Origin of the sequence: Bradyrhizobium sp. B124 (assembly GCF_038967635.1) — a bacterium.
Lineage (GTDB): Bacteria > Pseudomonadota > Alphaproteobacteria > Rhizobiales > Xanthobacteraceae > Bradyrhizobium.
On sequence record NZ_CP152413.1, the window covers coordinates 2,568,829 to 2,581,391 of the forward strand.

At 61.3% G+C, this 12,563-nt stretch carries 12 protein-coding genes; 2 read left to right on the top strand and 10 right to left on the bottom strand.

The genetic code is table 11. The features are described from left to right. The 7 genes from AAFG13_RS12390 to AAFG13_RS12420 form a co-directional block, all read right to left on the bottom strand. Positions 1 to 771 (bottom strand): ABC transporter ATP-binding protein, encoded by a 771-nt coding sequence (locus AAFG13_RS12390; protein WP_342712156.1) that lies wholly within the window; start codon positions 769 to 771, stop codon positions 1 to 3. Further along, entirely contained in the window at positions 768 to 1,754 is a 987-nt protein-coding gene (locus AAFG13_RS12395) for a branched-chain amino acid ABC transporter permease (RefSeq protein ID WP_342712157.1), read from the bottom strand. The genes AAFG13_RS12390 and AAFG13_RS12395 overlap by 4 nt, the downstream gene beginning before the upstream one ends. Positions 1,755 to 1,761: 7 nt before the next feature. Further along, positions 1,762 to 2,646: a branched-chain amino acid ABC transporter permease gene (locus AAFG13_RS12400; RefSeq protein WP_176530056.1), complete on the bottom strand. Its 885-nt coding sequence runs from the start codon at positions 2,644 to 2,646 to the stop codon at positions 1,762 to 1,764. Between the two features lie 54 nt (positions 2,647 to 2,700). Beyond that, a complete protein-coding gene (locus AAFG13_RS12405) occupies positions 2,701 to 3,954 on the bottom strand; it encodes an ABC transporter substrate-binding protein (RefSeq protein WP_212310231.1) in 1,254 nt (417 codons plus the stop codon). A gap of 65 nt (positions 3,955 to 4,019) precedes the next feature. Next, entirely contained in the window at positions 4,020 to 6,410 is a 2,391-nt protein-coding gene (locus AAFG13_RS12410) for a xanthine dehydrogenase family protein molybdopterin-binding subunit (protein WP_342712158.1), read from the bottom strand. Beyond that, positions 6,407 to 6,892: a (2Fe-2S)-binding protein gene (locus AAFG13_RS12415; protein ID WP_207831432.1), complete on the bottom strand. Its 486-nt coding sequence runs from the start codon at positions 6,890 to 6,892 to the stop codon at positions 6,407 to 6,409. The genes AAFG13_RS12410 and AAFG13_RS12415 overlap by 4 nt, the downstream gene beginning before the upstream one ends. After that, complete coding sequence (locus AAFG13_RS12420) at positions 6,889 to 7,770, bottom strand: xanthine dehydrogenase family protein subunit M (protein ID WP_342712159.1); 882 nt, start codon at positions 7,768 to 7,770, stop codon at positions 6,889 to 6,891. Before AAFG13_RS12420 ends, AAFG13_RS12415 begins: the two co-directional genes overlap by 4 nt. 168 nt (positions 7,771 to 7,938) lie before the next feature. On the opposite strand from AAFG13_RS12420, the gene AAFG13_RS12425 reads away from it, so the two are divergent. Both AAFG13_RS12425 and AAFG13_RS12430 read left to right on the top strand, forming a co-directional pair. Then, the gene (locus AAFG13_RS12425) at positions 7,939 to 9,033 is read left to right on the top strand and encodes an LLM class flavin-dependent oxidoreductase (protein ID WP_212310234.1); all 1,095 of its coding nucleotides are present in this window, start codon (positions 7,939 to 7,941) and stop codon (positions 9,031 to 9,033) included. 15 nt (positions 9,034 to 9,048) lie between these two features. Then, the gene (locus AAFG13_RS12430; protein ID WP_212310235.1) at positions 9,049 to 9,924 is read left to right on the top strand and encodes a polysaccharide deacetylase family protein; all 876 of its coding nucleotides are present in this window, start codon (positions 9,049 to 9,051) and stop codon (positions 9,922 to 9,924) included. A gap of 6 nt (positions 9,925 to 9,930) precedes the next feature. Here AAFG13_RS12430 and AAFG13_RS12435 read toward each other — a convergent pair whose 3' ends face one another. From AAFG13_RS12435 to AAFG13_RS12445, 3 genes are read right to left on the bottom strand one after another with little or no spacing between them, the layout of a single operon-like run. Further along, positions 9,931 to 10,617: a TetR/AcrR family transcriptional regulator gene (locus tag AAFG13_RS12435; protein WP_212310236.1), complete on the bottom strand. Its 687-nt coding sequence runs from the start codon at positions 10,615 to 10,617 to the stop codon at positions 9,931 to 9,933. Then, on the bottom strand, positions 10,614 to 11,168 hold the full coding sequence (locus AAFG13_RS12440) for a flavin reductase family protein (RefSeq protein ID WP_212310237.1): 555 nt from the start codon (positions 11,166 to 11,168) through the stop codon (positions 10,614 to 10,616). Before AAFG13_RS12440 ends, AAFG13_RS12435 begins: the two co-directional genes overlap by 4 nt. A 10-nt stretch (positions 11,169 to 11,178) precedes the next feature. Beyond that, positions 11,179 to 12,405 carry an acyl-CoA dehydrogenase family protein gene (locus tag AAFG13_RS12445; protein ID WP_212310238.1) on the bottom strand — a complete coding sequence of 409 codons (1,227 nt, stop codon included), beginning with the start codon at positions 12,403 to 12,405 and terminating at the stop codon, positions 11,179 to 11,181. Positions 12,406 to 12,563 lie beyond the last annotated feature (158 nt).

The window sequence follows — 12,563 nt, forward strand, 5'->3', positions numbered from 1 at the left end:
TCAGTGCTCCCGCTGGCCGAGATAGACCCTCTTCACCGCCTCATTCTGCCGGACCTCCTGCGGCGTTCCCTCGGCCAGCAGTTCTCCGTGGTGCAGCACGAGGATGCGATCGCTGATCCCGAGCACCAGCTTCATCTTGTGCTCGACGAGGATGACCGTGCGCTCCCTGGCGAGTTTCACGATCAGGTCCATCATGGTCCGGGTTTCTTCCGGGCTCATGCCGGCCGTCGGCTCGTCCAGCAGCAGCAAACGGGGCTGGCTGGCAAGCGCCATGCCGATCTCCAGTGCCCGCTGCTCACCATGGGCCAGCGTCTTGGCCGCACGTTCCCGGGATTCCCACAACCCGACGAGCGCCAGCATTTCGTCCGCACGCTCGACAAGTTCGGTCAGGCGCGCACGGGGACGCCAGATATCGTATCGCGACACCAGCGCCTGCAGGCCGACGCGGATGTTCTCTCGTGTCGTAAGCTGCGGAAACACGCTGGTGATCTGAAAGGATTTCGCGATCCCCATATGTGCAAAGCGGTGTTGCGGCAGACCGGTGACATCCTTGCCCTCGAACTCAACGCTGCCCTTCGTCGGCGGAAAGGCGCCGCACAGCAGGTTGAAGTAGGTGCTCTTTCCAGCCCCGTTCGGACCAATAATGGAGGTGATCGCTCCTCTGGAAAACTCGGCCGAGATATTGTTGAGGGCGACAAACTTCCCGAACGTCTTGCCGACGCCCCTGGTGCGCAGAATGATTTCTCCTGCGTGGTCTTCTGCGGCGCTCATCGTCTGCCCCGCCCGATCAGCGTGCCCCAGATGCCCGCCGGGAAGAACAGCACGCATGCAATGAAGATGGCTCCAACGATCAGTTGCCAGTGAACGGTCCACACCGAGACCACATTCTCCAGGACCAGGAAGACCGCAGCGCCGACCATCGGCCCAAAGAACGTGCCCATACCGCCCAGGAGAGCGATCATCACGACCAGGCCCGAGGTCTCGTAATGCAGGATTTCGATCGGAACGATTGACAAGTGCAGGGCCTGCAATGCACCCGCAAGGCCGCAGAAGCCGCCCGACAGGACGAAGGTCAGCAATCGCGTCAGGGTCACGTCGTAGCCGGACGCGCGGGCACGCCCCTCGTTCTCGCGCACCGCTTCGATGACGGCACCAAAGGGCGACGCCAGAATGCGCGACATCACGAAGAATGCGGCGATCACGAAAGCCGCGATGACGTAGTAGCGGATCATCGGATTGATGAAATCGATCCGCAGGCCGAACAGATCGATGGTGCGGACGTTGATGCCGCGAAGGCCGTTCTCGCCGCCGGTCAAGTCAACCGCCTGGTAGAAAAGGTAGTAGACACACTGCGACAGCGCCATGGTCACCATGGCGAAGTAGATGCCGCGGGTCCTGATCGCGAGCACGCCAATCAGCAGCGCCATCAACAATCCGCCGGCAACCCCGGCGGGGATCGCCGCATACCATGGCCAGCCGAAGTGCACGATGGCGATACCACAGAGGTAGGCACCGGTCCCGAACAGCGCCGCATGACCGAACGACAACAGACCCAGATATCCAAACACGAGGTTGAAGCCGAGGGCGTACAACCCATAGATCAGGATGTTCACGGCAAGAGCCGTGAAAGGCATCACCAGCGGGAAAACCAGGATGACCGCTGCGACAATGCTGGCACGATGCCGCGTTGCGAACTCGTACCAACTGCCCGTGGTGGCACCGGGCTGTTTGATCGATTGAGTGGTTTCGGTCATGCCGGGCTCAGCTCATCAATCCGGCGCGGCCGAAGAAGCCCTGGGGACGAACGATCAGAACGATCGCCATCAAGGCAAAGATCGAAACCTTGGCCATCTCGGGTGCGAACAGCGAGGTCATGCTGACCACCACACCGACCAGCAGTCCTGCCAGGACGGCGCCGCCGATCGACCCCATCCCTCCTACCACGGTCACGACAAAGGCTTCGGCGAGGATCGTGCCGCCCATCTCCGGAATGACGCCTTGAAGCGGCGCGGCCAGCAGGCCGGCAAAGCCCGCGATCGCAGTACCTATGCCGAACACGATCAACCACACCTTGGAAACGTCAACGCCAAGAACACGGACGATCTGCGGATCGCGTGCCCCGGCGCGGATAATCAGCCCGAAGCTGGTCTTCTCCAGAAACAGCCAGAGCGCAAGCAGCACGACGGCCGTCGCGCCTATCACGAACAGCCGGTAGAGCGGGAAATAGCCGACGCCAATGTCGACGGCGCCCTGCAGAACTTCGGGCGTGTCGAAAGGATAGCCGGTCTTGCCAAAGGCAATGCGTACGCATTCGACCATCACGTAGCTGAGCCCGAAGGTCAGCAGCAGCGGATAGTCGATGCCGCGACCGTAAAGCGGCCGGATCAGCACGCGCTCGACGGCAAGGCCGAACAGTCCGATTGCGATCGGCACCGCCACGAGGCAGATCCAGAAATTGCCCCCGATCGAGATCAGATAGAGCCCGACATAGGCGCCGACCATGTAGAACGCGCCATGGGCGAAGTTGACGACCGTTAACATCCCGAAGATCAGCGAGAGGCCGATGGCAAACAGCACATAAATGGCGCCGAGCGCCAACCCGGCAAACAGTTGCAGCGCAATCAGGTCAAAGCTCAGGCCCGCCATTTGTCCCCCTCAGCACGGCGCGCACCGCCCGGTGGCGCGCGCCGTCGCACAAGCTCAGCTCTTGTGGCCGAGCGCTTCGCAGGTGCGCAGGTACTTCTCGTTGGGCTCTTCGGTCGACAGAACCTCGAACACGTCGGACTCGTTCCTCAGGTCCTTGGACTTCGACTTGATCACGAGCACCGATTGCACCGACTGGTGGTCGCATTTGCGATAGTATTGCGGCCCCTTGTAATCGTCGTACTTCAGAGCTTCCAATGCCGCGACGACCTTGTCGGTCTCGACGCTGCCAGCGCCCTTGACCGCCTCGAGCACGGTCCGAACACCGCCATAGCCGAGCGCACCGTAATCGGTGGGCAGCTTGCCATCGTACATCTTGCGGAACGCATCGTTGAACGCCTTGGTCGAGGCGAACTTGTCCTCGATACCCCAGTAGAACGAACAGCCGCCGACGACGCCTTCGAAGGCCTGGGGACCCGCCGCGACGCGGCTGGCATGTGAAAGCAGCGGCGCGATGATCTGGATCGATTTCTTGATGCCAAAGTCAGTCGCCTGCTTCAGCGCGATCTGCTGGTCCCGGCCGAAATTGCTGATGCAAAGAATATCGGGCTTCAGCGCCTGGAGCCGCGGCAGCAGCGTGGAGAAGTCGGTCGTTCCCAGCGGATGGCGGATGTCGCCGAGGTTCTCGACGTTGAACTCCTTGCCCACCTCGAGGAAACCGCGAACCATCTCGTGACCGTAGGCGTAATCCGCCGTGAGAAACGCAACCTTCTTGCCAAATTTGGCGAAAGCATAGCGGCCGACCGCGCCTGACGTCATGTGCGGGTTCAGCGCTTCGTGGAATGTGTATTTGCTGCAGTCGGCCGCCTCGTTGATGGCGTCGGACTGGCTGATCGAATTGAAGATGACGCCGCGCTCTTTGGTGACGTTGTTGATCGCAAGCTGGACCGCGGCCGACAGACTGCCGACGACGAAATTCACCTTCTCCTTCTCGACCAGTTCCAATGTCCGCGTCGCGGCCTCCCCGGGATTGAGCTTGTCGTCGCGCACGACGAGTTCGGCCTTGCGGCCGTTGAGACCGCCGGCATCGTTGAACTGGGCGACAGCGAGCTGCCCCGCCCGCACCTGATCCTGGGCCTCGGCGCCATACGGACCGGTCAAGGGAACGGGGAAGCCGATCTTGATGGGGGCTTCCTCGGCCTGGAGCAGATTGATCCGAAAAGGCGAGACGGCGAGAGCGGCGCCGGCGCTTGCCATCATCAGCAGACGACGCCGCGATATCGATCCAGCTTTGGTGACCTTGTTCGTCATGACTATTCCTCCCCAAGAACTGTCTGTGTTTTGTTTATCGTTATCTTTGCCGGAACGTCTCCACCTCAGATTCGTCCCAAGGCCGTCAGGATAACCTGAGGCGTGAGCGGAATCTCGGTAATTGTTACGCCGAACGGCCGCAACGCGTCGTTGACCGCGTTGGCAACCGCAGCTGCCGCACCGGCTGTCCCTGCCTCGCCTGCCCCTTTGGCTCCGAGCTCCGATTCCTGCGTCGGAGACACCACGTGGCCAATCTCGATATCGGGCATCTCGCCGGACATCGGGACCAGGTAGTCCGCCATGTTGGCGTTGGTCAGCTGGCCGCGCTCGTCATAGATGCATTTCTCGAACAGCGCCGCGCCCAGCCCCTGCACGACCCCGCCCCGGATCTGCTCGTCGACCAGTTGCGGGTTGATGATGGTGCCGCAGTCTTCGACGACCCAATGCTTCAGCAGCGTCACGAACCCGGTCTCGGTATCGACCTCAAGCCAGGAGGCCTGAACCCCGTTTGTGAATGCGAAGGGATACCGGCGCGGCACGAAATGTCTGGTCGCCATCAACTCAGGCTGGATGCCCGGCGGGAGGGTATCCGGCCGAAAATAGACGATCCGCGCCAATTCGCTCAGCTCGATCCGTGACGCACCGTCGTCGGCATTGACGATGCTGTTGTTGACGATATCGAGCCCGCCCGGCGTCGATTGCAGGATGGCCGCCGCGATACTAAGAATATTCTGACGCAGGGCCTTGGCGGCCTGCAATGCGGCTTCGCCGCCGATGCCGGCACCGCGCGAGGCCCAGGTGCCGCCGCCATAGGGCGTGTTGTCGGTGTCGCCCAGGATCACGCGGACCCGTTCCATCGAAACGCCCAGCACGCTCCCCACGATCTGGGCGGTCAGCGATTCCGACCCTTGCCCCTGCTCCGTGATGCTGGTCTGGCAGATCACCGAGCCTTGCGCGTCGAGGCGAACCGCAACGCCATCCTGCGACGAGATTTTAGCGCCGCCGACGCCGTAAAAGGCAGCACTGGGATTGGTCACTTCGATGAAGCTAGCGATTCCGATACCCCGGTGAATATCTCTGGCCCGCAATGCGGTTTGCTCGGCACGCAATGCGTCGTAATCCATCATCTGCAGCAGCTTGGCCAGCGAGGCTTGATGCGAAAGCCGCTCGAATTTCATGCCGGAGGGCGATGCACAAGGATAGGCGTCGTCGGCAATCAAGTTGCGCCGGCGGATCTCGACGGGGTCCATGCCGATCCTCGCTGCGGCAAGGTCGACCAGACCCTCGGTGACCGAACAGGCAATCGGGTGTCCGACCGCCCGGTACTGACACATCACGTTCTTGTTCTGGAAGACGACCCGCGCTCGCGCCCGATAGTTCGGGGTGACATACGGCCCCCCAACCAGATTGACTACCTGATTGGCCTCGATGGCGCTGGTGCGCGGATACATCGAATAGGGGCCGATCCCCGTCAGGTCGTCGATCTCGAAGGCCGTGATGGTGCCGTCCGGCCTGACGCCGATCCGGCCCCTGCAACGATGATCGCGGGCGTGAATGTCCGTGTTGAAGCTCTCGACGCGGTCGGCCACGAATTTGATCGGCCGCCGTAGCAGCTTGGAAAGTGCATAGGTCGCCATCTCGTCGGCGTAGATGTGGACCTTGATGCCGAACGAGCCGCCGACATCCTTGCAGACCACCCGGACCTGCGCTTCCCTTAGTCCGAGATGCAGGGCTGCAATGTTCTGCACCATGTGGGGCGCCTGTGTGCCCTGATAGATCGTCAGCCGTGCCTCGGCTGCATTCCAGTCGGCAACCACCGCCCGCGGTTCAAGCGTCACGCCGGTGTGGCGCCCGAATACGAAGTCGGCCTCGACCACCTCGGAATCCGACAATGCTTGGTCGACATCGCCGGCATCAAGCGTCCGTTCAAAGGCGAGGTTGTCACCGAGCGAGGCATGAATGACTGGCGTTGCCGGATCGAGCGCGGTGCGCATATCCGTGACCGCCTCGAGTTCCTCGTAGTCGACGGCAATTTGCTCCATTGCATCTTCAGCCACCGCACGGCTGGTTGCGACGATCGCCGCGACTGCCTCACCCTGCCAGCAGACCCTATCGACCGCGATCGCATGCTGCGGCGCCGACTTCAATCCCTTCAGGTGCGAAAGCACACCGACCCACGGCGTGATGACAGCCTCAAGCTCTCGACCCGTGACGATAGAAATGACGCCGGACGTACGCCGTGCCGCGTCGGCATCGATCGCCACAATTCTGGCGTGGGCATGAGGCGAACGCAAGAAAACCACGTGCGCCATCCGCGGCAATTCCAGGTCGCTGACGTATTGTCCACGCCCTTGCAGCAACCTGTCGAGGTTCGGCCGTGGCACCGTCTTGCCGATATAGGAGTTCGGGCGATCGAGCACCGAAAGGGTCTCTGCTGGTGCACGGGTTACCGTCATGCCGGCCGCTCCGCGCGCGTCCTGGCTGTCGCCTCCACCGCATCCACGATGGCTTGATAGCCGGTACAGCGGCAATAATTGCCGGAAAGATGCTCGCGAATTGCTTGGCGATCAGGCACGGGCAAATGCTTCAGCAAGTCTTGCGCCGTCATCAGCATCCCAGGCGTGCAATAGCCGCACTGCAATGCATTGCGTTCGCGAAAGGCCGCCTGAAGATCGGCGATTTCGCCGCTGTCGGACAACCCTTCGATTGTCTCGACTGATGCCCCCTGCGCCTGGACCGTCAGCATCAGACAGGAGCGGACGATCTCGCCATCGATCCGGACCGTGCAGGCACCACAAACGCCGTGCTCGCAACCGACATGGGTTCCGGTCAGCTTCAGATTCTCCCGGAGGAAATCAGCGAGATTGAGACGCGGCAATACAAATGCATCAATGGGCTCGCCGTTGACCAGAAGCGAAACCGACACCGGAGTGCTCATCCGGTCACTCCCGCTGCCAGATCGGGCCGCGCCAGCAATGCGGCCACGCAGCGCCGGAGCAAGACCGTAGCAAGATGTCGGCGCATCGCCGCGGTCGCCTGCTGATCCTCCTGTGGATCGAGTTCATCGGCCAGCGCTGTCGCCGCTTCTGCAAGTAAGGCAGAGGTCACGGATGCATTGATCAACCGACCTGCGGCCGCCGCTAGCAGAGGCCGGTCGCCAATCGCAAAGAAGCCGAGCCGAAGATCCGTGAATCTGCCAGTTGCAACAGCAGCACGCGCGGCGAGACCAACGACGGCGTAGTCACCATGTCGCCGCGCATACTCCTGAAAGAAGAATGTCGAGCCCTGGCCCGCGACTGGCACCTCGATCGCGACAAGCAATTCGTCCGGCGACAGCGCCGTTTCGTAGATGCCCCTGAAAAATTCGGTCGCAGCAATCCGGCGCTCGCCCGTCGGGCCGCGGACAACGATCGTCGCGTCAAGTGCGACAACACAGGCCGGCAGCTCCGACGCCGGATCGGCGTGCGCAAGGCTACCGCCTATCGTTCCGCGATTGCGAATAGCGGGATGGGCAACGTGGGCAACGGCATCCCGCAACAGCGGCGCGTGCAGCGCAATCTCCGACGACCTGAGCAGATCGACATGCCGCGTCAGCGCGCCAACGACCAGCACGCCTGCCCTCACGGCGATGCCACGCAACTCAGTGAGGCCACCGATATCGACCAGAATGTCCGGGGAGATGAGCCGCAGGTTCATGGCCGGCATCAGGCTCTGGCCACCCGACAGAACCTTCGCCTTGTCGCCGTGCGCGGCAAGCAACTCCAGCGCATTCACGACGCTCGTCGCGCGGGCGTAGGCGAAAGCCGCAGCTTTCATGTGGGCGTGGCCTCCCGGCCCAATTTTGGTTTGTCCGATTAGAGGGCCGCCCCCTTCAAAGGTCAAGCTTGTTTATCGAGTGATTATTTGTGCGGCAGGACTTGTCTTCACCTTGGGAAGGCCGCAGGTTCCTTGCCAACTAAGGTTCAACGCGCAGGGCGGCGGATCATGAAGCTCGGATTCTTTACGATGCCGATCCACCCTCTTGATAAGGATTGGCGGCAATCGCTCCGGGAGGATCGGGAGGCCTTCCTGCTTGCGGACGAGCTCGGGTTCGCGGAGGCGTATGTCGGCGAGCATGTCACCGACAAAGCCGAGAATATCACCTCCAGCATTGCGTTCATTGCCTGGCTCGCAGCCGCAACCAAGCAGATCAAGCTTGGAACCGGCACCATCAACATGCCGAACACTCATCCGGCCGCGGTCGCCGCATCCGTCGCCATGCTCGATCACATGCTTGATGGCCGCTTCATACTCGGAATAAGCCCCGGCGGATTGCTGTCCGACGCGGAGGTTTTCGGCAATCTCGATGCCGACCGCAATGCGATGTTCCTGGAGGCGATCAATCAGGTTCTCGATATCTGGGCAGGCAAGCCGCCTTATGATCTGCGGGGCAGATACTGGAATGTCTCGGTCCAGCGAACCTTGATCGAGGACATTGGCCAGGGATTGATTGCCCGTCCATTGCAAACCCCTCACCCGCCGATCGTGGTGACCGCGGTCGCGCCGTTCTCAAAAGGCGTTACGGAAGCTGCTGCGCGCGGCTGGGATCCGATCTCGGCGAATTTCCTGATGCCTGCCTGGGTGAAGAGCCACTGGCCCAAATACGTCGAGGGTTGCGAGCGTGTGAACCGGGTCGCCGACCCCGCCAACTGGCGCGTTGCGAAGAGCGTGTTCGTTGCAAAGGACGCAGCAACCGCGAAGGCCTATGCCACGTCGCCCGATAGCCCCTACGTGTACTATTATCACCAGTTGTTCACGAAGCTGAAGCGCGGCGGCCGGCTCGAACTGTTCAAGACGGGGCGAGACCAACCTGACACGGAGGTCACGCTGGAATCGATCTGCGACAAGCTGATCGTCTATGGCACGCCTGAAAGCGTGGCCGATCAGCTACTGGCATTCCGGGAAGAGATCGGCACCTTCGGAACCTTGCTCTATGCTGGCAAGGACTGGAAGGATCGCGAGCTTGGCCGTCAATCGATGATCCTGATGGCCGAGAGGGTCTTGCCGCGGATCAACACCGCCGCCGGATCATCCGCGTGACCAGGGAGTTTCGACGTGGCTTTCACTGACCGCATTCCGTACCAGGCTCAGGTCGACCGACCGAAACTGACGTTGCCTGATGGCAAGAAGCTTGCTGTCTGGGTTATCCTCAATGTCGAGGAATGGCGTATCGAAAGTGCGATGCCACGCACCGTGCTGAGTCCACCGATGGGCCAGCCGCTGCTGCCTGACGTGCCGAACTGGTCGTGGCATGAATACGGCATGCGCGCCGGCTTCTGGCGGCAATTCAAAGCCCTCACCGACCGAAAGATACCGGTGACGCTGGCCGCGAATGCCAACGTCTGCAACAGCTATCCGCGCGTGGCATCGGCGGCGCGCGAGGCGGGCTTCGAATTCATGGGGCATGGGTTCGTGCAGGGCCCAATGCACAAGGTCGAGAACCAGACGGATGCGATCAAGCGTGCTGTCGACACGATCGCCGCATTTGCGGGCAAGCCACCGCGATCATGGGAAAGCCCGGGCCTGACCGAGACCGAAGAAACACTCGATCTGCTGCGCCTCAACGGGATCGAATACGTGGCCGATTGGGTGATCGACGATCTTCCTCAGGACATCGCGACACCGCACGGAACTGTGACGACGATTCCCTATTCCGTCGAGACCAACGACATTGTCATTCACGCGCTACAGCACCTGCCCTCGGAACAGTTCCTGACGCGCTGTACCGACCAGTTCGATCGGCTGTATCTCGAAGGCGCAGAGAACGCGCGGATCATGGCAATTTCGGTGCATCCTTACATCACGGGCGTACCACATCGAATCAAATATCTGGAGGCCCTGCTCGATTACGTGATTGGCCATGATGGCGTCGCGCTCATGACGGCGAGCGAGATTGGAGATTGGTATCGGGACCAGATGGCGGCAAAGTAATCCGGCTCAGCCGACGACCTTAATCGGTGCTCCCCGACGATCGGTCGCGCTCTCCGCCATCCTCTCAAATCCCGCCAGAAAGAGATCCAGCGCATCACTGATCATCTGCGCCTTGTCCTCCAGGACGGGCGCTTCGTAGATGTACTTGCGTACGCCGTAATAGAAGATGCCGCCGTGAAACACCCAGGCCAGCTCCAGTTCGGCCGGGCTGGGCCTGCTCTGCGTGGCAAGACCGGCGTCGTGGCGACATTCCCTGACAATGCGTGTCAGGATCTTGTCCTTGACCATGCCAACATACCAACGATTGATATCGAGGCCCTTCAGTCCAGAGTAGAGATAGATCCGCAGCCATTTTCGGTTGAAGATTGCGTCCGTGTAGCCTTCGTAAAATTCCTGAAGCCGCACGCGGAGTGGACGCGACCGGTCGGAGAGCAACTTTTCCCAGCCGATTTCAAGGGGCTCGAGATAGACCTTGCGGTAGACCTCCTTGATGAGATCGTCCTTGCTCGGAAAGTAGCGATAGAGCAACGGTTGCGTCACGCCGAGCCTGCGAGCAAGGGCACGCGTGCCGCTGCCGAACCCCTCCTCCGCAAAAAGCTCTGTCGCCTTGGTGACGAATTCAGTGCGACGATCGTCGGCCGACAGCCGTCTCTGCTTGGCACGAGTTCGCTTGACGGACGCCTTTCGATTCATGATGCGTTGCCGTCATCGTCGGCCAGAAACCGGCCAAAACCTCCCTGCGCGAACAGCAGCGGATGATTCCGGTTGTAGGCGTAGGCCTCCACCGCCCCAAGGAAAATGACATGGTCGCCGCCGTAGTAGCGGTTGGCTGCCCGGCATTGGAAATTTGCGACCACGTCGGCAAGCACGGGAGCGTTCCCGAGGCCTGGTGACCAACTCACACCGGCGAATTTGTCACCCGATGATCTGGCAAACTTTATCGCCAGCGTCTGCTGCGACGCGTCAAGAACGTTGACCGTGAAATGACTGGCATTCTGGAAGATCGGCAGTCCCTGCGAAAACATCCCCAAGCTCCACAACACGAGCGGGGGGTTGAGCGACACCGACGCAAAGGAATTGCAAGTGATTCCGTACGGACGTCCTTCGGTCGACATCGCGGTGACGATCGTCACACCGGTCGCAAACATACCGAGGGCATTGCGGAAGTCACGTGGATCGATCGTCGAGCTGTCGCTTGAGAGTTCACTGGCTGGATCCGGCGGATGTTTGGGTGAGTGAGGCATGCGGCTCGCCTCAAAGTGTCAGGTTTTCAGACGGCAACCCAAGAGCTACTCGCCCATAGTTGGTGCCCGCCGCGTCGAAATTGAAGGCGAGATGCGCGTTCACTGCATGCGCATCGCGAAATTGGCGCTGTAGTGCACCCGAGGTGAACAGGCTGCGCGCCCCGCTTGCTGCAAACAGAAGAGAAACGGCTTCGGTGCACAAATTGACCGCGAACGCGCCATCGCGCCGGAGCCTCGTCTTCGCCGCAATGCTGGGGACATCACCACGCCGAATCTCTGCAAGCACGTCGACGCAATTCGTGCGCATGATCAGCCGTGCGGCATCTATCTTCGCGGAGGCCTCGGCGATCTTGATCTGTGTGCTCTGCAGATCGCCGAGCTTGGCCCGATTGTATGTCGAGGCACGGTGTCGCGCGATCTCGACGTAATCATCAAGGCAAGCCTGGGCATTTCCCAGACCGACGCCAGACAGCACATAGGGGAACAACGAGAAAACCGGAAGCATGTAGAGCGCGTTCGGATTGACGACGCTGCCTGGCGTTGCACCGCCCGCAAGATCGCTGACGCCAACCGTCATGTGCTCGGGAACGAATGCGTCAGTTACTCGCACATCGTTCGATCCTGTTCCGCGCAGGCCTGCCGCATTCCAGGTGTCGTCGATGCTGTAGTCCCGTCTGTTCAACAGGAAGAGCCGATACTCGACGCCGTCGGCCTCATCATCCGAGGCAACCACGCTCGCGAGCATGTTCCACCCGCACGCCTCCACCCCAGACGAGAACGGCCAATGACCGCTCAGCAAATAACCGCCACTTGTCTTCGTGGCCCGTCCTGCCGGGAAAACAAAGGAAGACGCGATCAGCGTATCGGGATTCTCGCCCCACACGGCGCTCTGCGCCTCGGGCGCGAACATACCCAGCATCCAGTGGTGGCTCGCAAGATTGGCAAAGTTCCAGGAGACCGAGGCGTCGCCCTGCCCCAGGGCGTCGGCGCAATCGACCAGCGCAACATAGTCGAGCTCACTGCCTCCGACGCGCTTGGGCTGCAGAATCCGGAAAAGGCCACTATCGTGTAGATCCCGCTCGGTCTCGGGCGGCAGACGGCGCAGTTCCTCGGTCTGCGCCGCCCGTTCACGCAGAGCCGGTGCCAGCGCTCGGGCTCGTGCGACCATGAGCGAATATTGGTCCCGATCCGACCCTGGCGGCACCTTGGTGTCGAGCCCGCGGCCAACCTCAACCATGGTCTCTTCCTTCGTTCGATCTCCGAAACATTCGCGCGACCGGATCGTTCGGCCCAGTTTATCGAGCGATCACCAGAGATCAAGACGCGCAAACCTGCGTCCGGCGAGTTCAAGGCGCAGAACTCTCAACTCCCGCCACCGGGCGTCCGGTGACGGGA